At 44.2% G+C, this 22692-nt stretch carries 14 protein-coding genes; 5 read left to right on the top strand and 9 right to left on the bottom strand.

The window, feature by feature from the left end; translation table 11 throughout:
- Positions 1 to 172: 172 nt before the first annotated feature.
- From ACOMHB_RS00390 to ACOMHB_RS00375, 4 genes are all read right to left on the bottom strand, one after another.
- Positions 173 to 1993, bottom strand: a complete 1821-nt coding sequence (locus ACOMHB_RS00390) for a hypothetical protein (protein ID WP_448215055.1) — start codon at positions 1991 to 1993, stop codon at positions 173 to 175.
- 355 nt (positions 1994 to 2348) lie between these two features.
- Positions 2349 to 4136, bottom strand: coding sequence for a hypothetical protein (locus ACOMHB_RS00385; protein ID WP_448215054.1), 1788 nt, complete (start codon positions 4134 to 4136; stop codon positions 2349 to 2351).
- Entirely contained in the window at positions 4108 to 4329 is a 222-nt protein-coding gene (locus ACOMHB_RS00380; protein ID WP_422136005.1) for a hypothetical protein, read from the bottom strand. Before ACOMHB_RS00380 ends, ACOMHB_RS00385 begins: the two co-directional genes overlap by 29 nt.
- Before the next feature lie 32 nt (positions 4330 to 4361).
- Positions 4362 to 6152, bottom strand: coding sequence for a hypothetical protein (locus tag ACOMHB_RS00375; protein ID WP_448215053.1), 1791 nt, complete (start codon positions 6150 to 6152; stop codon positions 4362 to 4364).
- Positions 6153 to 6552: 400 nt separating this feature from the next.
- Between ACOMHB_RS00375 and ACOMHB_RS00370 the strand changes: the two genes are divergently transcribed.
- Complete coding sequence (locus ACOMHB_RS00370) at positions 6553 to 6675, top strand: hypothetical protein (protein WP_422139364.1); 123 nt, start codon at positions 6553 to 6555, stop codon at positions 6673 to 6675.
- 3 nt (positions 6676 to 6678) lie between these two features.
- On the opposite strand, the gene ACOMHB_RS00365 is transcribed toward ACOMHB_RS00370, so the two are convergent.
- A complete protein-coding gene (locus tag ACOMHB_RS00365) occupies positions 6679 to 8502 on the bottom strand; it encodes a hypothetical protein (RefSeq protein WP_448215052.1) in 1824 nt (607 codons plus the stop codon).
- A 427-nt stretch (positions 8503 to 8929) separates the two neighbouring features.
- On the opposite strand from ACOMHB_RS00365, the gene ACOMHB_RS00360 reads away from it, so the two are divergent.
- Both ACOMHB_RS00360 and deoD read left to right on the top strand, forming a co-directional pair.
- A complete protein-coding gene (locus ACOMHB_RS00360; protein ID WP_422136002.1) occupies positions 8930 to 10147 on the top strand; it encodes a phosphopentomutase in 1218 nt (405 codons plus the stop codon).
- Between the two features lie 72 nt (positions 10148 to 10219).
- A complete protein-coding gene (gene deoD / locus ACOMHB_RS00355) occupies positions 10220 to 10930 on the top strand; it encodes a purine-nucleoside phosphorylase (protein ID WP_422136001.1) in 711 nt (236 codons plus the stop codon).
- 89 nt (positions 10931 to 11019) lie between these two features.
- Here the strand turns inward: deoD and ACOMHB_RS00350 are convergent, their stop codons facing one another.
- Both ACOMHB_RS00350 and ACOMHB_RS00345 read right to left on the bottom strand, forming a co-directional pair.
- Positions 11020 to 11433 (bottom strand): hypothetical protein, encoded by a 414-nt coding sequence (locus ACOMHB_RS00350; RefSeq protein ID WP_448215051.1) that lies wholly within the window; start codon positions 11431 to 11433, stop codon positions 11020 to 11022.
- A gap of 161 nt (positions 11434 to 11594) precedes the next feature.
- Positions 11595 to 12335, bottom strand: a complete 741-nt coding sequence (locus ACOMHB_RS00345) for a TrmB family transcriptional regulator (protein WP_422139362.1) — start codon at positions 12333 to 12335, stop codon at positions 11595 to 11597.
- Between the two features lie 329 nt (positions 12336 to 12664).
- Here ACOMHB_RS00345 and glmU point away from each other — a divergent pair, with 329 nt between their 5' ends.
- Both glmU and glmS read left to right on the top strand, forming a co-directional pair.
- Positions 12665 to 14041, top strand: a complete 1377-nt coding sequence (gene glmU, locus ACOMHB_RS00340) for a bifunctional UDP-N-acetylglucosamine diphosphorylase/glucosamine-1-phosphate N-acetyltransferase GlmU (protein ID WP_448215050.1) — start codon at positions 12665 to 12667, stop codon at positions 14039 to 14041.
- A gap of 35 nt (positions 14042 to 14076) precedes the next feature.
- Entirely contained in the window at positions 14077 to 15909 is a 1833-nt protein-coding gene (gene glmS / locus ACOMHB_RS00335) for a glutamine--fructose-6-phosphate transaminase (isomerizing) (protein ID WP_422411270.1), read from the top strand.
- A gap of 300 nt (positions 15910 to 16209) precedes the next feature.
- Here glmS and ACOMHB_RS00330 read toward each other — a convergent pair whose 3' ends face one another.
- Both ACOMHB_RS00330 and ACOMHB_RS00325 read right to left on the bottom strand, forming a co-directional pair.
- Entirely contained in the window at positions 16210 to 19050 is a 2841-nt protein-coding gene (locus ACOMHB_RS00330; protein WP_448215049.1) for a hypothetical protein, read from the bottom strand.
- A 690-nt stretch (positions 19051 to 19740) separates the two neighbouring features.
- On the bottom strand, positions 19741 to 22587 hold the full coding sequence (locus ACOMHB_RS00325) for a hypothetical protein (RefSeq protein ID WP_448215048.1): 2847 nt from the start codon (positions 22585 to 22587) through the stop codon (positions 19741 to 19743).
- Between the last annotated feature and the right edge of the window lie 105 nt (positions 22588 to 22692).

The following is a 22692-nucleotide window of genomic DNA, read 5'->3' as shown; positions in this document are numbered from 1 at the left end:
AGTGGCAAAGAGAGCGTAGGATTTAAACTCACGGGCCGGGACGCCGCAGGACACCTGACGATTGCCACTGAGCTTATGAGGCAGGAACGGATCTATACCACCTGCACCTGGGAGCCAGCAATTTGCTGGGAAGGTTTCTGGTAGCAATCGGTTTTAAAGAACAGGAAGAAAATTAAAAATAAAATCCGTCAAGTCTCTCAAGACCGCTTCTGTCAGCATCACTACTTTCATCATCACCTAAGTTAGCATCACTACTGTCAGCATCATTTCTTTCAGAAGCCTCAATGTCGGTATCACTATTTTCAGCGTGACTGTTTTCAGTATCACTGCTTTCAGAGTCACTACTGCCGTAGTCAATACTGGCATAGTCAATATTGCTATAGTTATTATTTTCGTAGTCACTGCTGTCGTAGTCATTGGGAGTAATGATAACAGATTCATATTTAGACCAGAGCAACTCAACGAAATCCTGTAAGAATAATATCCTTTCTTTCAGGTGTTTTCTCTGCCACTCTTGTTTGCTGAGTTCTTCTTGTCTCTTTAGTGCTTTGTCATACTTAGCTTCATTAGTCTGCTGATTGGCATTGATGACAATAGTCGCCTCAAGAAATTCCAGTATCTTGTCTGACTGTTCCAGTAGATCTTCAAATCCTGTGCAGAGGGTTGCCAATATAACCAGGTAATCATTTTGATCCACGAACGTTTTTTGTAATTGTTGCGCCATGTATTTTTCAATGGCCAGAAGCAATTCTTGAAATAAATCAGGACTTTGATTTTCCGGGTTGTTTTTTGCGTCGGCTAATACTTTTTCGAATATTTGAAATAATTCCTGTTCTTTGCCTCTGGAATCAGTAATGGTCTGCCCCCAGTTTGATTGACTAAAATAACTCGAAATCTTGCCAACATGTTCATATGCGGATTGTATAAGGAAAGGATCAAGAATCAGGTTTATGGCATCAATGAGACTCACAAATTGGCTATTTGAGGCAACTAATTCAGGTCTTTTTTTGTAATATTCTTTTACCAGACTGTACATGCGTCTGGCTGATTTGACATTACGCCAATAAATGGGGATTTCGATCTTATTAACGTCATAGTTCAGCAAAGTGGACGCGGCTATTAGCACTGAATCGATTGATGTCCAGGATATTTCAGCTTCTGAGAGATCCTTCATATGTTGCAAAAACTGAAGGTGCATTTCATCCAGCACCTCCAGGCCAACCAGGAACTTGGCAGATTCTTTAGCATTTTCTTGTAAAGCTTTGTGGCCCAGTATTGGTTTTTCTGCACCTAAAAGGTCACCTATTCTGGCATGGAGACTTCTTATACCAGACAAGCCAGCGGCGTGAAGCAGGAATGAGTAAAAGAAGAAATAAGCCGCCTGAGGAGATGCCCCATTTGAATGGATGGCAGTATAGTAACTCACCAACAACATCGCGAGACTCTTTTGATCTTCTGGTTTGGTGATATCGACAGAAGATTCGGTACCCAGGATGTGAGTCAGAACTTTTATCATCACATTCTGGTCGTCGGTCATTATTACATTGAGGCTTTTTATCACTTGCCGAATCATGCTTACAATGGTCAGACTCTCATTGGGGAGGGTTGTCGGGACGTAGCTCAAGATAGTGTTCAGAGTGCCTTCTTCAAGGCCTTCATTTAAACCTTCGATAATGGCAGTAATTTGAGCATGGGTCATGGGCGGAAGGGGAATATGCATTAAAGGCTGCGGCTGCGACGCTACAGCCCCCTCTAATTCTTCTGAATGCTCATCCATTCCTTCGGCTCGCTCATTTGCATAGTTCATGGCAAAGATAAGCTGGGTCGAATTCGGATTTAGAACAGATGGAGGGATTTTTCCTATGTAAGCATTATGGTTAATCAAGTCATCCAGGAAGCCAAAGGATTTTGTTGTTTTGTCTTCGATAAATCTGTCGTCTACTGTCGTTAATAATGTACTTTCTGCCAGCAGTTTTGAACAGGAGCAAGTCATAATGATGAGGCCCAGGAACGCGGTAATTGAGTGATTAGTCTTGTCTGGGTGGAAAAATATCGATCGCTTTGCTGATCCAGGTAATCGAGAAATTGAGTTGCTCATCAACATCTGATTTCACCAGTTTATTAATGACTTGAAAAAGTAGTCTAAGGATCGCTTCTGTGCCAAATTTTAAGTACCTTCCCCGGAACGTGGCAACTGCTCCTGCGTTGATCTGGTTCCTGCACCTTCATCCTCAATTTTCTGCCGTCCTCGCTAAGGGGTCGCCGAGACGGGGTTGCCAAGACGGGGTCGCCGAGACGGGGTCGCCCAGACGGGGTCGCTCAGACGGGCGCTACTCCCGGCCAGGTACTTAGTGAGGCGTTACCACTCTCAAAATCTTGATTTCAGAGTCATCGCTTTGAGAGTCACTTTTTTCAGAGTCACTGGTATCAGAATCATAAGGATTCTTCATGGCAAAGTCGTAGTAAAACCTGAACCAATCGACAAAATCAATAAAGTAATCTATGCGTTCTTTCAGGTGTTTTCTCGTCTTCCCATCTTTGTTGAGCTCTATGCCTTTTTTCCCCTTTGCTGCTCCTCTATGCACGGCATCATCAGCCTGTTCATTGGCATTGGTGTCAATAGTTGGCTCAAGCATTGACAGCTTCATGCGTGCATGACCCAGCAGGTCCGCAAATCCTGTGCCGAGGGTTACCATTATGACTTGGTAATCATTTTCATCAGCAAACATGTTTTTCAATTGATGTGATATGTATTTTTTTATGGCTACAAACAATTCTTTAAATAATTCAGGATTCTCATTGCCCGGATTGTCTTTTGCGTCGGTTAATATATTTCTGAATATTTCAAATAATTTCTGTTCTTTGCTCATTATGCCTCTAACCTCAGTAGAGGTTTGATACGACTTTGATTTACTAAGATAACTCGATATATTGTGAATAAGTGCAGTTGCAGATTGTAAAGTGAAAGGATCAAGAGTCAGTCTTATGGCATTAAGCAAATTAATGAACTGACTATTCAAGGCAACCAGTTCAGGTTTATTTTCACCATATTCCTTTATTAACATCAACATTCGTTCTGCTGAATTTATATGGCACTCATAAAGTGATTCTTCGTTCTCATTAACGTCATAGTTGAGTAGACTGGAAGCAGCTATTAGCTGTAAATCGTCGGCTGATGTTCCGAATCTATCAGCTTCCAGAGGGTTCTCCATTTGTTCCAAAAAATCAAAGCGCATCTCTTCCAGTGCCACCAGTGCAGAGAAAATTGAAGCAGACTCTTTGAGTTTGGCTTTTAAAATTTCGTGAGCTTCTATTGGCTCATCTGTACCTAATAGATCACCTTTTTTGGCATCAAGTCTTTCGATACCAGACAACTGAGTGGCGTGAAGCAGGAATGAGTTAAAAAAAACATCAGCTGCTCGTGGGGATGCTCCATTTGAATGGATAGCTGTATAGTAAGCCAGCATCAACGTCGCGAGTCTCCGTCGATCTTGTGGTTTGGTGATATCGACAGGTGATGTGGTACCCTGGATAGAAGATAGAACAGTTACCATGACATTCTGGTTATCCTGAACCGTAATGTTGAGAGTTTTTATCAATTGCTGCAACATAATTAGAATTGTCAGGTCCCCATTGGGAGGGGTCGCCGGAACATAGCTCAACATAGTGTTTAGGGTGGCTTGATTAAAGCCTGTATTCAAGCCCTCGATAATAGTAGCGACTTCTGCAAGGGTCATTGGTGGGAGAGGTATCTGCATTAAATGCTGCGGTTGTTGTGCTCCAGCTCCCTCCGATGCTTCTGAATCCTCATCCATTTTTTCACCTTGCTGATTTTCATGATTCATGGCGAAGATAAGATGAGTCGTATTCGGGCTGAGAGCAGAAGGAGGGTTTTTCCCTATATAAGTATTATGGTTAATCAAATCCTCCAGGAAGCCAGACTCTTTTGTCATTTTTCCTATAATAAATTTCTCCTCCACCGGTGTAGAAAAAGGATTTCCTGCCAGCAATTTTGAACAGGGGCAAGCCATAGCGACGAGGCTGAGGGTAGCTGCAACCCACTGATTGGTGTTGTCACGACGGAAAAGTATCAATCGCTTTACTGTCTCAGGTAATCGAGAAACGGAGTGACTCATCAACATCGGCCTTCTCTATTTTATAAGTGCCCTGATAAAGTAGTCCATGGATTGCAGCAGTACTCAATTTTACGAACAGGTCAGATCCGGTCACGCCGTCTTCAATATAGGTTTGTGCCTGAGCATGGAATGACCGCCTGAAACCAATACCGCTTCCGAGTCGAACATTCTCCGGGAAACCTGATGGTGGCACTCGGTCTGAAAGCAGGGAAGATGAATAAAAAATTAAACGCCGTCAAGACTTGCTTTGTCGGCATCACTACTTTCAGTATCAAGAATTTCAGTATCACTACTGTCAGTATCACTACTGTCAGAGCTATAAGGGGTCTTCATGATAAAATCATAGTTAAGCCTGAACCAATCAACGAAATTATCCAAGTAATTTATCCGTTCTTTCAGGTGTTTTAACTTCTTCTCTTCTTCGCAGAGTTCATTTCCCTTTTGTGCCTTTGCTGCCCCGTTATATTTGGCTGCATTAGCCTGTTCATTGGCATCGGTGACAATAGTTGCCTCAAAAAATAGCAACATCTTGTGTGATTGTTCCAGCAGGTCCTCAAATCCTGTTCCGAGGGTTACCATCATGGCCTGGTAATCATTTGGATCAATAAAGGTATTTTGTGATTGTTGCGATATGTATTCTGCTACGACCAGAAGCAAGTCTTTAAATAATGCGGGGTTTTCATTCCCCGGGTTGTCTTTTGCGTCGGATAGTACCTTTTTGAATATTTTAAACAATGTCTGCTCTTTGCCTTCTTTGCTTGCAGACTCAGTAATGGTTTGATTCCTATTAGAGTTACTGAGAAAACTCGTCAGGCTGTCAACATATTCACTTGCAGATTGTATATCGAAAGGATCAAGAGTCAGGCTTATGGCATGAATGAAACACAGGATTTGATTATTCGAGGTAATTAATTCAGGTTTTTTTTTATCATATTCTCTTATCAGCCTTAACATTCGTTTATACGATCTTATATTACGCTCACAGATAAACATTTCATTTATATTAACTGCATGATTGAGCAGTGAGAAAGCGGCTATCAGCAGTGGATTAACTGATGTCCCGGGTTCATCAGCTTCTAAGGAATCCTCCAATTCTTGCGAAAACGCAAGGCGCATTTTTTCCAGTGATTTCAGAGCAGTGAAGACTGAAGCAGATTCTTTAATATTCCCGTTTAAGACTTCGTGATCTTCTATGGGTTTTTTTGTGCCTAAAAGGTCATCTTTTTTGGTATAAAGTCTCTCAATACCAGACAAGCAAGCAGCGTGAAGCAGGAATGAGTTAAAAAAAACATGAGCTTCCTGACGGTTAGCTCCACTTGAATTGATGGCCGTATAGTAAGCGACCATCAACATCGCGAGGCTCTGTTGTTGTTGTAGTTTGGTTATATCAACAGGAGATTGGGTGCTTTGGATAGAATATAGAGCATTTATTACCTCATCCTGGTTATAGTTAGGCAAAATGTTGAGTGTTTGTGTGATTTTTTGAATCATGCTTGCAAGGGTCAGGTTCTCATTGGGGAGTGTTACCGGTACGTAGCTCAACATAGTGTTCAGGGGAGGCAGGGAGTCTTCATCAAGGTCTGAATTCAGGACCTGAATCATAGTAGTAATTTGTGCATGGTTTATTAGCGGGAGCGGAATGTGCATTAAAGGCTGTGGTTGCTGTGCTCCGGCTTCTTCTGAATGCTCATCCTTTTTTTGGTCTCGTTCATTTTCATGGTTCATGGCAAAGATAAGATGGGTCGAATTTGGATTGAGAACAAAGGGAGTGATTCTTCCCATGTAGGCATTATGGTTAATCAGGTGATCCAGAAAGCCAGACGATTTTGTGCTTTTATCTTCAAAAAATCTCTCCTCCACTGTCGTTGATAAAGTATTTTCTGCCATCAGTTTTGAATAGGAGAAGACCATAATGATGAGGCCAATGGAAGCAGCAACCGACTGATTAGCCTTGTCACGACGGAAAATTGTCGATTGTTTTGCCGTTTCAGGTAATCGCGAAATCGAGTTAACCATCAACATTTTTCTTCTTCAGATAATGTATGCTCTGACAAAATAGTCCACGGATAGCAGCAGTGCACAATTTCAAGGGTACGATAGTCCAATACTGAACAGCCAGCTCCGTTTTGCAGATACAAGGAATTATGAAGACATAGCAGCCTGTCGGACTTAAGACTGTCCTACTGCGGTTGCAATAAATTGGTCTAAAAATCTCTGTTTCTTCGTCAAATAGCTCGCTATTCTCCTCAGAAACAGAGATTTTTATCCTCAATTTCTTGCAATCCTCGCTACGGACGCTTAAGTCCGACAGGCTGCATAGGGCTTTGTGATTCAATGGCTGTTCATCAAGACTTTTGCATAAGACAAGGCGGCCAGGCCGCAGGCTCGAATTCCGTGGGTGAGGCGATTAGCAAAAATGCTGAAAAACAACAAGCCATTGCCACTGGCATGGCAGAAATTTACCGACCGAAACCGCAGCCACTTCGGAGCTGGCAGAACGCTGGGAAGCCTGGTGGCACTCGGTCAGTATGAGGATTAGAGCTTAACTTCCTTCAAGACTGGCTCTTTCATCACCATTACTACTTTTATCAGCATCATTACTGCTTCCGTCAGCATCATTACTGCTTCCGTCGGCATCATTACTACTTCTGTCAGCATCATTACTCTCAGAGTCTCCAACATGGGAGTTATTGCTGTGAGAGTCATAAGGCAACGTCATGTCAAAATCATAGTTAGATCTGAGCCAAATGACGAAATCTTGCAAGTAGTTAATCCTTTGCCCCAAATGTTTCCTCTTCTTCTCTACTTCGCTGAGCTTCTGTCCTTCTTGTCCTTCTGCTGCCTTGTCATCTTTGGCTCCATCAATCTGCTTATCAAATATTTCCAACATATCATTTGATTGTTCCAGAAGGTCGGCAAATCCTGTGCCGAGAGTTACCATTACGACTTTGTAATCATTTTCAGTGAACGTTTTTTGTAATTGCTTTTCTATGTATTCTCTCAGGGCGTGAAGTAATTTTTTAAATAATTCAGGCCTTTCATTTCCAGGGTTATTTTTTGCGTCGCCTACTACCTCTTTGAATACTTCAAATATGCTCCGCTCTTTGCCTTCAGAGTCAGTAATAAGATGATCCCAATTTAGTGCAGAAAAATAATGCGACAGGTTGTCAACATGCGAACCTGTGAATTGGATAACGAAAGGATCAAGAAGCATGCTTATAGTGTGAATCAAAGTCATAAACTGACTGTTCCAGGCAACCAGCTCAGGGTTGCTTTCACCATGTACCCCTATTAGTTTCAACATTCGCTCGTGTGATTTTTTATTACGTTTATAAAGCGGTATCCCGTTCTTATCAACACGATAGTTGAGTAGACTGGTAGCGGCTGTGAGCTTTGGATCAAGAAGTGCGTCAGTTTTTTCAACCTCTGCGTAATTATCGAGTTGTAGCAAAAAATCACGGCGCGCTTCTTCCAATAATTTAAGGGTAGAAAAGACTGAGCCGGATTCTTTAACATTTGCTTTTAAAACTTCGGAATCCTCTATGGGTTCTTTTGAACCTAAAAGGTCTTCTTTTTTGGCATGGAGTCTCCCGATACAGGACAAGCCGACAGCGTGAAGCAAAAATGAGCTAAAAAAAGCCTGAGTGGTTTGAGGAGATGTTCCATTTGAATTAAGGGCTGTATAGTAACTCACTATCAACATCGCGAGGCTCTGTTGCTGTTGTGGTTTGGTTAAATCAACAGGAGATTCGCTGCCATGGATATCATACAGAGCGCTAATCAAACCATTCTGGACTTCGTTGACATTTATACTGAGTGTTTCTATCAAATGCTGAATCATGTTCGCAATTGTCTGGCCGTGAACGGGAGGGGTCTCCGGGATGCCCTCCAGCATAACGTTCACGGTGTTGACATTAAGGCCTGTATTCATACCTTGAATAATGTTGGAAACTTGGGAAGGGCTCATTAGCGGGAGTGCAATCTCGATTAATGACTGCTGTTGCGGTGCTGCAGCTGCCTCCGGCTCTAATGAGTTCTCATCTTTTTTTTCGTCTTGCTCATTTTCATAGTTCATGGCAAAGACAAGATGGGTCATATCCGTGCTGAGAGCAGCTGGAGGGACTTCCCCCAAAATTGAGTAATGGTTAATGTAGTTGTCCAGCAAGCTGGAATCTTTTGTCGTTTTATGGCCAACAGATATCTCCCCCCCCGGCGTTGGTAGAGGACTGTCTGCCAGCAGTTTTGAACATGGGCAGGCCATAGTGATGAGGCCAAGGACAGCAGCAACCCACTGACTAGCCCTGTCAGGACGGAAATGTACCGATTGTTTTCCTGTTTCGGGAAATCGAGAAATGGAGTTACTCATCAACATCTGCCTTCTTTAGTTTATGGATGCCCCTGATAAAGTAGTCTACGAATCGCAGCAGTGCTCAATTTTAACCGACAGGCGGCCCCGGCCTGATCGTCCAGCCAACTCGGTTTTCCGGAAGTTACCGGGAGCGCAGGGCTTCGTGCTCCTCATGATGCTCCTCATGATGCTCCTCATGACACCCATTTCTGCGTGAGTCACGAGGAGGGGTATTGTCAAATGACTGCGGTTGTTTTGCTCCAGTGCCTTCCGAAGTTTCTGAATGTCCTGATAGAGTAGTCCCCGAATTGCAGTAGCGTATGAAAGTGCATACAGCTCAGTTAATTTCCTGACCTTCAATGGATTAGGTACTAATCACTGTGCTGCTCTGTATTTTTCTGAGTAATAATTAGGGGACTCGCAAGGAGTTGGTAAGGTATCTCATATGAAACGAGCAATTGTCCTGGTGATGGATTCGTTCGGGATTGGCGCCAGTGCTGATGCCGATCAGTTTGGTGATGCAGGCTCCAATACGATTGGCCACATCGCCAGGACCTGCGCACAGGGCGAGGCAGACATTGGTCGACGGGGTATACTTGAATTGCCAATGCTGGCCAGTCTTGGTCTGTTGCACGCGGCTAAAGATTCCTCAGGAGCTTTTCCCGCTGGCATGAACACCAATGTAAAGCTGATCGGTGCCCACGGTTACGCCAGGGAAATTTCCAGTGGCAAGGATACTCCCAGTGGCCATTGGGAAATGATGGGCGCTCCGGTGTTGTTTGACTGGGGTTACTTCAAAGACGTGGAAAACAGCTTTCCACAGGCGCTGCTGGATCAACTGGTCGAGAAAGCCAGCCTGCCCGGTGTTATTGGTAATTGTCACGCCTCAGGAACTACCATTCTGGAAATTCTTGGTGAAGAACACATGCGCACTGGCAAGCCTATTGTTTATACATCGACTGACAGCGTTTTTCAGATTGCCTGCCATGAAGAGACTTTTGGTCTGGAAAGACTCTATGAAGTCTGCAAAATCGCCCGTGAGCTGCTCGACCCTTACAATATTGGCCGTGTCATTGCCCGTCCCTTCACAGGTGATGATGCCGGTGACTTCCAGAGAACAGGAAATCGTCGGGACTACTCGGTTCTGCCCCCGGCTCCCACGCTGCTGGATAAGCTGGTGGGCAGCGGTGGCGAAGTGGTCAGTGTCGGAAAGATAGCGGATATCTTCGCCCATCAGGGCATTACCAGAACCTTGAAAGCGACCGGCATTCCTGCTTTGTTTGAAACCACTATGCAGGCGCTGGAGTCAGCCGGAGATCGCTCCCTGATCTTCACCAACTTCGTCGATTTTGATTCATCCTTTGGCCATCGTCGTGATGTGGCGGGTTATGCCCGGGCCCTGGAGGAGCTGGACGCTATGATACCGAGACTGCTCAACGCCATGCAAAAAGACGATGTGCTGATCATCAGTGCTGACCATGGCTGCGATCCCACCTGGCACGGTACCGACCATACCAGGGAACACATACCGGTACTGGTCTATGGCAAAAAGGTTCCACCGGTTTCTCTGGGTGAACGGGAAACCTTCGCAGATATCGGTCAGAGTCTGGCCAGTTTCTTTGATCTGGAGTCCATGGATTACGGGACCAGCTTTCTGCCATAAACAGAGCTGACTGTTAACAGATACCATGCTGCCCCATGGCCCGCTTTTTGAAAAGCCCTCAAGAGGAATAAAATGACCCCTCATATTCATGCCAAACCCGGTGCTTTTGCCGACGTCTGCCTGATGCCCGGTGACCCACTGCGTGCCAGGTATATTGCCGAGAACTTTCTGGAAGGTGCTGAACTGGTAAACGACGTCCGTAATATGTTTGGTTACACCGGAGCATATAAAGGTCGTCGTGTATCCGTGATGGGTTCCGGGATGGGCATTCCTTCGGCCTCCATCTACTACAAGGAACTGATTACTGAGTACGGTGTAGACAAGCTGATTCGTATTGGTTCCTGTGGTGCTATCTCTGCCGATGTGAAGCTGCGCGACATAGTGATTGGTATGGGGGCGTGCACCGATTCCAAAGTGAACCGTATCCGCTTTAATAACCATGACTTTGCAGCTATTGCAGACTTTGGCCTGCTGGAGAATGCGGTTAAGAGTGCCCGTGACAAAAAAATGCCGGTAAAAGTAGGCAACATTTTCACTTCGGATCTTTTCTACAGCCCGGAGACACATATATTCGACATCATGGAAAAGCACGGCATTCTGGGTGTTGAAATGGAAACCGCAGGCCTTTATGGCGTATGTGCTGAGTACGGTGCCAAAGGTCTGGCTATCTGCACTGTCAGCGATCACATTCGCAAGGGTGAGGCCATGTCTCCCGAGGACAGGCAGATATCCTTGAACGAAATGATTGTGTTGGCTCTGGACTCTGTGCTGTTGGGAGACTGATTCTCGTTGTTCCAGTCCGTGTTCCATAAAAAACCATCAGCAACCGTGTGGCTACTGATGGTTTGTTAACAATTCATCCAGGCTCTGGTTTAAGTCGCCAATGGATGCACATCCTCACCTACGGCTGGTATGCCAGCCAGGAAAGCCTGATGTTCGCTGCAACGCGTTATTGCCTTAATTGTATTCTCCAGATCAAAAACAATGCCCAGAGCAGTGGGTATAGCCAGCATCGGGCCCGTAGAAAGGGCAACGATTGTCTTGGAGGCGAAACCACCCAATACTCTGGCGCGCTCAGCCGATTCTTCAGAGTATTGATTGACAGACTGGGGCTCAAAAGCTGTTCTGAACAACGTGTTGGAGAGCTTGGCTCCGCCAACGATAGCAGAACCACCCACGGCACCCACAGCGCGTCCACCAAAATGGCCAATTACTCTGCCGGGCACACCGGCGAGTCTGGATGTAAGAATACAGATCCCTTTTAAAATTTCTCCCGATGTTATCATAGTCATTCCTCCTTGATATATGACCCCGCTGGTGAGCTGGGTTTCGTGAGCATCATAAGGATTCTGATGGGGTGGAGAATTACACTGACAGGGCTGTCAGGTAGACTAACAGGCAGTGGAACTGCCATACAGAAGCCCAGATATTAATGTTTTCCATACCTTTACAAAGTGTTCCACAGCGTATCAAAGATGATTTGCTGAGTGTTGGCGATCTCAATAGAGTCGATCACAACAGCAACGGGGTAGTCCATCGAGGCCAGGGAGATCATGGCGACTTTTGGGGGGTAAATAGCAATATAGCTGGCATCAATTTTACCGGTGGCATTGATCCATTTGCGCTCAGAAAGCTCGGCATCCTCGCCACCTTCACCAATGGCAATGACCCGGACATTAATACCCTTGCGGATACGCTGCTGGGTATAGTTTGGAAATGGGCGATAGAGATGCTGCCGGATCGGTTTGGATGAGAAAATGGAGTAGTTTTTATCATTTTTTTTGGCGACCGTGTTCAGTATGTCCTTTAGAACGAACTCGATACCGCTGTCTCCCTCATAAAAGCGGACGTTTCCGGTATTGAAGTCAGGTTTAAGCTGATTCAGTTGCGGGATCAGCTTTTGTTTCATCTCTTCAATGCTCTGTTCCAGAGACTGCTTTTTCTCTTCTGCCAGATCCAGCAGCTTTTCAGGAGGCTCTGCACAGAAAACCCGTCTTTTTCCTTTCGGGAAGTAACTGACAATACCCTTACCCGCCAGGCCTTTCAGGGTCTCATAAGTGGTGCCGCGATTAATATCCGCTTCGGCCGCAATATCACGGATAGAGGCGGTTCCCAGCTTCAACAGGGCCAGATAAAGCTTGATTTCCTTCTGGTCGAGCCCCAGCTGTTTCAATGTGTCCAGGTTCATATTGTCAATTTTCCAATGACAAACACAGTTGTGTTTCAGTCTGTATAGGATAAGCTAAATTGAATACCGCAGAAAAGTGTCACTTTTTCTTATGACATGGGTTGTAGGAAAAGGGCACCTGTTTCTGATGTTTCCTGCTGTTATTTGCCCTGACTGCTGTCTTCATGCGTTCATTGAAAAGTAATGAGCTCAGGCTAAGAGATTCAAAGATTTTTCCGGGGGCGGTGAACCATGTCGTTTTGCCATGGTTTTTTGCTTTTTATTTTTTCCCCGGCAGGTAACGCAGAGAGAACTCTGAATGATCAAGAGACTATTGTTAAGAGCTAATCATGAGAGCTGATATCGTCATTCTTGCTGCTGGTCAAGGCAGCCGTATGAAATCTAACCTTCCCAAGGTTCTTCATCCCATTGCCGGTAAACCGATGCTGGAGCATGTCATTCTCAGTGCCCTGCAAACCCAGCAAGTGATTGGCAAGGGTGAAATTCATGTCGTGATTGGTCACGGTGCAGACAAGGTAAAAAGTGCCCTGGGACACTATGACCTGAATTGGGTTGAGCAAACAGAGCAGCTTGGGACAGGTCATGCTGTTCAGCAGGTTGTACCAGGTTGCGAAGGTGCTGATGTCGTGCTGGTGCTCTATGGTGATGTGCCGCTGATACATTCCTCTACGCTGCAATCCCTGCTGGCCGCCAGTAACGGTGAGCGTCTGGGTCTGCTGACCATCAATCTGGCTAACCCATCAGGCTATGGTCGTATTGTCCGGGATGATGCTGGCAGTGTGCTGGCTATTGTTGAAGATAAAGACGCAACGCCTGAACAGCTGGCTATAAACGAGGTGAATACCGGTATCATGGCCATTCCCGGCAGCAAGTTGGGTGAGTGGGTCATGGGGCTGGATAACAATAATGCCCAGCAGGAATATTATTTGACGGATGTCGTGTCTAAAGCCGTGTCTGAAGAGACCCCCGTGGTGCACGTTCAACCGCAAAAGGCTACCGAAGTCGAGGGAGTCAACAGCCGGGTTCAGCTGACAGAACTGGAGCGGGCTTTCCAGCAACAGCTGGCTACCGCCATGATGACCAGCGGTGTCACCATTATTGATCCTGCCCGGCTGGATATTCGTGGTGATGTCAAAACCGGCAAGGATATCCTGCTGGATGTCAACGTGATTCTGGAAGGAGAAGTCGAGATTGCCGATAACGTAGTCATTGAGGCTGGCTGTATCATCCGCAATTCCAGAATTGGTGAAGGTGCTGTCATCAAAGCGCACTCGATTCTTGAGGATGCAGAGGTAGCCGCTCACTGTGAAGTAGGTCCTTTTGCACGACTGCGTCCGGGTACTCAACTGGCAGAAAATGCCAAAGTGGGCAACTTTGTCGAAATCAAAAAGGCATCCATCGGTGAGGGCAGCAAGGTCAATCATCTGACCTATATAGGCGACGCTGAAATAGGTGCGGGTGTCAACGTCGGAGCGGGTACCGTGACCTGTAACTATGATGGGATTAACAAACACAAAACCGTCATTGAAAATAATGCTTTCATCGGTACCAACAGTTCACTGGTTGCACCGGTTACTGTTGGTAAAGGTGCCACTACAGCGGCGGGTTCAGTGATTACCCGGAACCTGGACGAAGACCAGCTTGGGGTAGCCCGGAGTCGTCAGAAAAACATTGACGGCTGGCAGCGTCCCACCAAAAAGAACTGAATATCAGGCAGAACACAAATCAAAGGTAGAAAATTATGTGTGGCATTGTCGGTGCTGTAGCGCAGAGGGATGTGGCGCCCATTCTGTTAGAAGGTTTACGTCGTCTGGAATATCGCGGGTATGACTCTGCAGGTGTCGCCATCATCGCTGCCAGTGGTGAACTTCAACGACTTCGCAGAACCGGAAAGGTCTCCGAATTGAGCGAAGCGATCAATGAGTCTCAGGTGCCTGGTGGCACAGGTATTGCGCATACACGCTGGGCGACCCATGGAGAGCCCAATGAGCGCAACGCTCATCCCCATGTCTCTGGCGAAGATATCGCTGTGGTTCATAACGGTATTATTGAGAACCACGAGTTACTGAGGAACTATCTGGAGCAAGAGGGCTACACCTTTGTCTCTGACACAGACACAGAAGTTATTGCCCATCTGGTCAGCCACGAACTGAAAAGTACTGACAGCCTGATCGCCGCCGTTCAGGCAGCTGTGCCCCGGCTGGAAGGTGCTTATGGCATGGTCGTTATGGATCGCAAAGACCCGGAGCGGCTGGTGGTTGCCCGTTCTGGCAGCCCACTGGTCATTGGCCTGGGACTGGGTGAAAACTTCATTGCCTCCGATCAGTTGGCGCTGTTTCCGGTGACTCGTCGTTTTATTTTCCTGGAAGAAGGTGATGTGGCTGAAGTGACCCGTACAGAGGTGTCTGTCTTTGATACGGATGGCAAAAGCATTACCCGTGCCGCCAGAGAAAGTAATCTTGAGCACGATGCCGGTGACAAGGGGCCATACCGGCACTACATGCTCAAAGAAATTCATGAGCAACCCGATGCCATTGCCAACACACTGGAAGGCCGACTGGGTGAGACAAAGTTGAACCTCGACATACTGGGTAAAAACGGTATCGAACTCCTCAATAAAACCAAAGCTATCCAGATTGTTGCCTGTGGCACCAGTTACCATGCCGGCATGGTAGCCCGTTACTGGTTTGAGGAGCTGGCCGGAATCCCCTGTCGTGTAGAAATTGCCTCAGAGTTCCGCTATCGCAAATTCTTTGTGCCTGAAGACTGTCTGTTCGTCACACTTTCCCAGTCAGGAGAAACGGCCGATACTCTGGCAGCTCTGAAACTGGCTAAAGAGATGGGTTACATGGCTTCCCTGAGTATTTGTAATGTTCCGGGTTCGTCCATGGTTCGTGAATCTGATATGGCCTTGATGACCCGGGCCGGAGCTGAGATCGGCGTCGCCTCAACCAAAGCCTTCACGACTCAGCTGGCCGCCCTACTGATGCTGGTAACGGCCATTGGTCGCCACACCGGAATGACCGAAGAACAGGAGGCTGAAGTCGTCAAAGCCCTGAGAGAATTGCCTCATATCATCAGCAGTACGCTGGAAATGAGCAGTGAAATTGAAGCGGTCGCTGAAGATTTTGCCGACAAACATCACAGCCTTTTCCTGGGGCGCGGCACTCAATACCCGATTGCCATGGAAGGTGCGCTGAAGCTGAAAGAAATCTCCTACATCCATGCAGAAGCCTATGCGGCGGGTGAATTGAAACACGGTCCATTGGCTCTGATTGATAACGATATGCCCGTAATTGTGGTGGCACCCAACAACGACCTGTTGGAAAAGCTGAAATCCAATATGGAAGAAGTACGCGCCAGAGGTGGCCAGCTGTTTGTCTTTGCAGACCGCCATGCCCGTCTGGTGGCAGGCGACGGAATTAAGGTATTGCCATTAGAGACAGCACCGGAAGTCGTTGCGCCCATTCTCTACACTGTACCTCTGCAACTGTTGTCTTACTACGTGGCCATTATCAAGGGAACAGATGTTGATCAGCCTCGTAACCTGGCCAAGTCTGTGACGGTGGAGTAGTCTGGGTTGTTGCCCGTTTTGTTGTTGTCGGTGGACATTAAAGTTTGGTAAATCACATACCCCCCGTGTCAGGATAGATGTCGCCTCTTTTGATTCATGACTCTCAGTAACCGAGAGTATTGAGAAAGAGGCTGTTATATCGTACTGAGTGTGCTGTTCATGGATCAGCATACTTCACCGGCTGTCTACACCAGCGGTGGTCAGGCCGGTGATTATGTATATCAGCCCTGACCTGGCTTCTACTGCCGGCGGGTTAGTATTAGCTGACTTTTCTCCCACCGATACAATTGACGATGAGTCTCAATTTTTAAACAGAACGGCGTAATTTGGATTAGAGTTCAATTTTTTTTCAAACTTGACAACATCTATAGCAGGTTCATCTTGATTGTCTTTGATATTCACTAACTCACGAAATGTTCCAAGACCAAGTTCATCAATTAACAGATCAACGATTTCATAATTTATTCTATAAAAGGAAAATAATTTGTGCAGAGGTGTGCAGCCATTGTTGTCTTTTAGTTTGAGCAACTCAACCAGATCAATGCGATCTGTTTTTGTCCGGCATAGGTGCTGCAGAATATTTTTTTGTGTTGATCCAGCCCTCGAGCGACGTATTCCTCCTTCTGCATCCAAGAGTACATGTAAAGGGGTTGAGCCATCGTTTTCCGAATGACTTTGCAAAAACGAGGTTAATCCATAGATTTTATCCAGCCATTCAACTGTATCAATCATATTTTTCTTATCTACGTGATTTTCACTAATAAGATTGCTCCTGAAAATAATATGCAATAAATTTTCACCAGTCTTCGGGTCTGTTTTTTCAAGAAAGGCTTTGCCTGAACCTTCCGGTCTTTCCACGATTGGCTCAAGGATATCTTTATAAACAAGCAAGTATAAATTATTACTCCCACCCAGTTCAGGCAAAAGCCACTCTCTTATCTGCTCCAGTGTCATCATTTTAATGATCTTCTGAAATATCGGCCTACTCAACATGATTTCTTTTTTGGCACTTTTACTTTCTAAAAAAAGCTCCCCCCAAAGATAACTTTTATCAGGGCTATTGATCGCAAGACAAGCAGTAGTAAACCGTTCCAGGATCTGAATCAATGGGCTTTGCTTTCCGTTCAACGGACTTAAAGCCCACTTGACAAAAGCATCTTTATCACCCCTATTCTCCTGTACCATAAGTAACGGCAAATGATTTTCCCTGGGGTATTTTTTTGTATAGAAGCTATGTTCAAATATATATGTAATAGCGTCTGTACATTGAGATGGGGTTGTTTTGCTGAAATCAGCTTCTGTAAGCTTCTTACCCTGCTTGTAGAGGTTAGCTAAAAAATATTTATAATGATCTTCAGACACATCCTTTGTTAATTGTGAATCGCTGATTTGGCTTTGGTAATAAGAGGCATCTTTCATGCGATCAGCTTTTAATGCAAGCTTATATAATTCAGCCGCGAGTAGATCCCGTTCGGTTCCGCTGTCGGTATCTGTCAGCATTTTGTTGAACCATTGCAGACTAACTCCTTTTTCCAAAATGTGCTGGAACAGGTTTTTTTGGTGTTTTGACCTGTAAAGTAAGAGTTTAATTCGTAATTGCGGGTCAGTAATCTGTGTCCAGAGATATTCAGCCAGAGACATATTTTTTTTGTTCAAGGCAACTACTATTGGATTTCGCTCTTGCTGTCTGAGCGCTCGATCGCTACTCACGGCAGATTGCTCCCAAATATTTGCATCACCAATAACCAGTTGATTCCGTTCGCTGGAATGCATATCACGTAATGTGTCTTTCACCTCATTACTGTGAAAAAATTTATCGTGGACTAACAGCTGTTGAAATACGGAATCGCCTTTTGCATTGGGCAAAGACAATACTTTAAATCTCAATAATGCAGATTGGATTAACTTGACAATACGCATAACAGTAACTGAATGATTTATTTCAAAGCACTTGTGCAACAGTGACTTGCCCGTTTCCACTTCCCATTTACAAAGTTCAAAAAGCTTGTTATCACTAAGTTTTGCCGCAATTAATTTTAAAAATTCCCAGCAGTGTACGTTTTTACAGGCCGTCAGAAAAACAGACTCATTGTTTTTGCCGGCAAATCTGAGCGCATCCAAAAAATCTTGATCACGCAGAAAATCTGACAGATAATTTAAACGCTCCCAGTATTTCTTATTACTTAGAGCCTTTCCTAGCACGTAATTCCCAAAATTAACAAACATGAACTGTAACAAGCTTTCATCAATATCGGGACCACCCTTCAGGAGTTTTTCTATCAATTCCCTGTTTTGTGTGAGAGCGGTATAAAACAGATATGTACTTTGATTATAAAGGCAGGCATATGCAATAGGAGGAGCATGATTATTTACCTTAAGGGTTACCATTTCCAGAAGTGTTTCCCTACCTAATTTCTGCTCCAGCTGCTTGAATAGTGACTCTTCTATAACGGAGCTGGCATAATGCAATAGTGTCAGACCATTATCGACAGACTTTAAAAGCATAATCCGCAATTCTTCCGTACTCAGCCGGTCAAATAAACACTTGAAAAAAACTTTGTTTGCCTCGGATTCCCTGGCTGCTTGCAAAAGTAAACTGGCGTGATTCTGGGTATAATGTTTAGTTAGAAAAGATCTAGGGGCCTCAGCCATCAAAAGGCTTTTGATCTCATCTTCTCTAAGTGCATATAATTGTTTCTCAAGTGTTGGATGGTCATTTTTTTGCAAAGATTCATAGATTTGCCCGAAACAATCAAACCAAGGCCTTATTGTTTCGGTGTTATTGCTTTCAGAATGGGGTCTATAATCAAGCCCGGTAGCCGGTATTTTAACAATCTCTTCTGCAGGCATGCATGCAGCACTTGAACTTTGCAGCTTGGCCAGTCGGGTATCTGCCAAGGATAAGTCCAGCATATCCACCTTCCTTTCTAAGCCTGTTTCTGCATAAGGCTTTGATGAAGTCATACCTTCTGGTTTAGTATTTGGAACTAACTGCTCATTTTTGAAGGGTAAAACTTTAGATTCTGGCATTTTTTTAGAGATTTTACCGCTCTGTGAATGATCGTCTGTAGAATTTGTCATCCTTTTTCGAGCAGTTTCATCCAAGACGAACTGAGAATTGGTTGATTTAATAGTATCCATAAGAATTATCTCCTTTTCTTGTGTATAAAATAACTGGATATAGCAATCGAGCCTTGTAACCACGCTATTGTTCGGCAATCTGTGTACCAACGTGGCGTTGGTGCTCCTCGCAATACCAGCTATTACTGTTCGTTTCCTTGACATGCTCATTACGGCAATTAGAAAGCAGGATAATAGTATTTGACAGTTACAATGGCTTTTAGTTCCCTGGAATTGAATCCAGCAGCATTTTTATGTAAGCGCTCATTTGAGGGCGTCTTCAAAAATCACAACCTGACTGCCAGACTTTCTCCTGCAAACAACGCAGGAGATGCGAAACATGAATCAACCGACAAGAAGCGCTTGAAATTGCAATCGCTTTGCTTTTTTGGTTGCTGAACTGAAATAATGACTATCTTGTTTTTTCTCTACTTGTTTGATTTATTCATGGGATTGTCCTCTTGTTGTATCCCCCCGTGTCAGGATAGATGTCGCCTTTTTTGATTCATGACTCTCAGTAACCGAGAGTATTGAGAAAGAGGCTGTTATATCGGATTGAGTGTGCTGTTCATGGATCAGCATACTTCACCGGCTGTCTACACCAGCGGTGGTCAGGCCGGTGATTATGTTTATCGGCCCTGACCTGGCTTCTACTGCCGGTGGGTTAGTATTAGCTGACTTTTCTGCCACCGATACAATTGACGATGAGTCTCAATTTTTAAACAGAACGGCGTATTTTGGATCAGAGTTCAATTTTTTTTCAAACTTGACAACATCTATAGCAGGTTCATCTTGATTGTCTTTGATATTCACTAACTCACGAAATGTTCCAAGACCAAGTTCATCAATTAACAGATCAACGATTTCATAATTTATTCTATAAAAGGAAAATAATTTGTGCAGAGGTGTGCAGCCATTGTTGTCTTTTAGTTTGAGCAACTCAACCAGATCAATGCGATCTGTTTTTGTCCGGCATAGGCGCTGCAGAATATTTTTTTGTGTTGATCCAGCCCTCGAGCGACGTATTCCTCCTTCTGCATCCAAGAGTACATGTAAAGGGGTTGAGCCATCGTTTTCCGAATGACTTTGCAAAAACGAGGATAATCCATAGATTTTATCCAGCCATTCAACTGTATCAATCATATTTTTCTTATCTACGTAATTTTCATTAATAAGATTGCTCCTGAAAATAATATGCAATAAATTTTCACCAGTCTTCGGATCTGTTTTTTCAAGAAAGGCTTTGCCTGAACCGTCCGGTCTTTCCACGATTGGCTCAAGGATATCTTTATAAACAAGCAAGTATAAATTATTACTCCCACCCAGTTCAGGCAAAAGCCACTCTCTTATCTGCTCCAGTGTCATCATTTTAATGATCTTCTGAAATATCGGCCTACTCAACATGATTTCTTTTTTGGCACTTTTACTTTCTAAAAAAAGCTTCCCCCAGAGATAACTTTTATCAGGGCTATTGATCGCAAGACAAGCAGTAGTAAACCGTTCCAGGATCTGAATCAATGGGCTTTGCTTTCCGTTCAACGGACTTAAAACCCACTTGACAAAAGCATCTTTATCACCCCTATTCTCCTGTACCATAAGTAACGGCAAATGATTTTTCCCGGGGTATTCTTTTGTATAGAAGCTATGTTCAAATATATATGTAATAGCGTCTGTACATTGAGATGAGGTTGTTTTGCTGAAAGCAGCTTCTGTAAGCTTCTTACCCTGCTTGAAGAGGTTAGCTAAAAAATATTTATAATGATCTTTAGACTCATCCTTTATTAATTGTGAATCCCTGATTTGGCTTAGGTAATAAGAGGCATCTTTCATGCGATCAGCTTTTAATGCAAGCTTATATAATTCAGCCGCGAGTAGATCCCGTCCGGTTCCGCTGTCGGTATCTGTCAGCATTTTGTTGAACCATTGCAGACTAACTCCTTTTTCCAAAATGTGCTGGAAGAGGTTTTTTTGGTGTTTTGACCTGTAAAGTAAGAGTTTAATTCGTAATTGCGGGTCAGTAATCTGCGTCCAGAGATATTCAGCCAGAGACATCATATCTTTTTTGTTCAAGGCAACTACTATTGGATTTCGCTCTTGCTGTCTGAGTGCTCGATCGCTACTCACGGCAGATTGCTCCCAAATATTTGCATCACCAATAACCAGTTGATTCCGTTCGCTAGAATCCATATCACGTAATATGTCTTTCACATTATTATTACTGTAAAAAAAATTATTTTCGACTAACAGCCGTTGAAATACGGAATCGCCTTCTGCATTGGGCAACGACAATACTTTAAATCTCAATAATGCAGATTGGATTAAATTGACAATACGCATAACAGTAACTGAATGATTTATTTCAAAGCACTTGTGCAACAGTGATTTGCCCGTTTCCACTTCCCATTTACAAAGCTCAAAAAGCTTGTTATCACTAAGTTTTGCCGCAATTAATTTATAAAATTCCCAGCTGTTTACGTTTTTACAGGCCGTCAGAAAAACAGACTCATTCTTTTTGCCAGCAAATCTGACCGCATCCAAAAATTCTTGACCAATCAGAAAATTTGACAGATAATTTAAACGCTCCCAGTATTCCTCATTATTTAGAGCCTTTCCTAGCACGTAATTCCCAAAATTAACAAACATGAACTGTAACAAACTTTCATCAATATCAGGACCACCCTTCAGGAGTTTTTCTATCAATTCCCTGTTTTGTGTGAGAGCGGTTTTAAACAGATATGTACTTTGATTATAAAGGCAGGCATATGCAATAGGAGGAGCATGATTGTTTACCTTAAGGGTTACCATTTCCAGAAGTGTTTCCCTACCTAATTTCTGCTCCAGCTGCTTGAATAGTGACTCTTCTATAACGGAGCTGGCATAATGCAATAGTGTCAGACCATTATCGACAGACATTAAAAGCATAATCCGCAATTCTTCCGTACTCAGCCGGTCAAATAAACACTTGAAAAAAACTATGTTTGCCTCGGATTCCCTGGCTGCTTGCAAAAGTAAACTGGCGTGATTCTGGGTATAATGTTTAGTTAGAAAAGGTCTAGGGGCTTCAGCCATCAAGAGGCTTTTGATCTGATCTTCTCTAAGTGCATATAATTGTTTCTCAAGTGTTAGATGGTCATTTTCTTGCAAAGATTCATAGATTTGCCCGAAACAATCAGACCAAGGCCTTATTGTTTCGGTGTTATTGCTTGCAGAATGGGGTCTATAATCAAGCCCGGTAGCCGGCATTTTAACAATCTCTTCTGCAGGCATGCATGCAGCACTTGAACTTTGCAGCTTGGCCAGTCGGGTATCTGCCAAGGATAAGTCCAGCATATCCACCTTCCTTTCTAAGCCTGTTTCTGCATAAGGCTTTGATGAAGTCATACCTTCTGGTTTAGTATTTGGAACTAACTGCTCATTTTTGAAGGGTAAAACTTTAGATTCTGGCATTTTTTTAGAGATTTTACCGCTCTCTGAATGATCGTCTGTAGAATTTGTCATCCTTTTTCGAGCAGTTTCATCTGAGACGAACTGAGAATTGGTTGATTTAATAGTATCCATAAGAATTATCTCCTTTTCTTGTGTATAAAATAACTAGATGTAGCAATCGAGCCTTGTAACTACGCTATTGTGTCGGCAATCTGTGTACCAACGTGGCATTGGTGC

Source organism: Endozoicomonas sp. 2B-B (genome assembly GCF_053470045.1).
The sequence above is the reverse complement of the archived record's forward strand: the minus strand, read 5'-3'. Positions and strand labels throughout refer to the sequence as shown.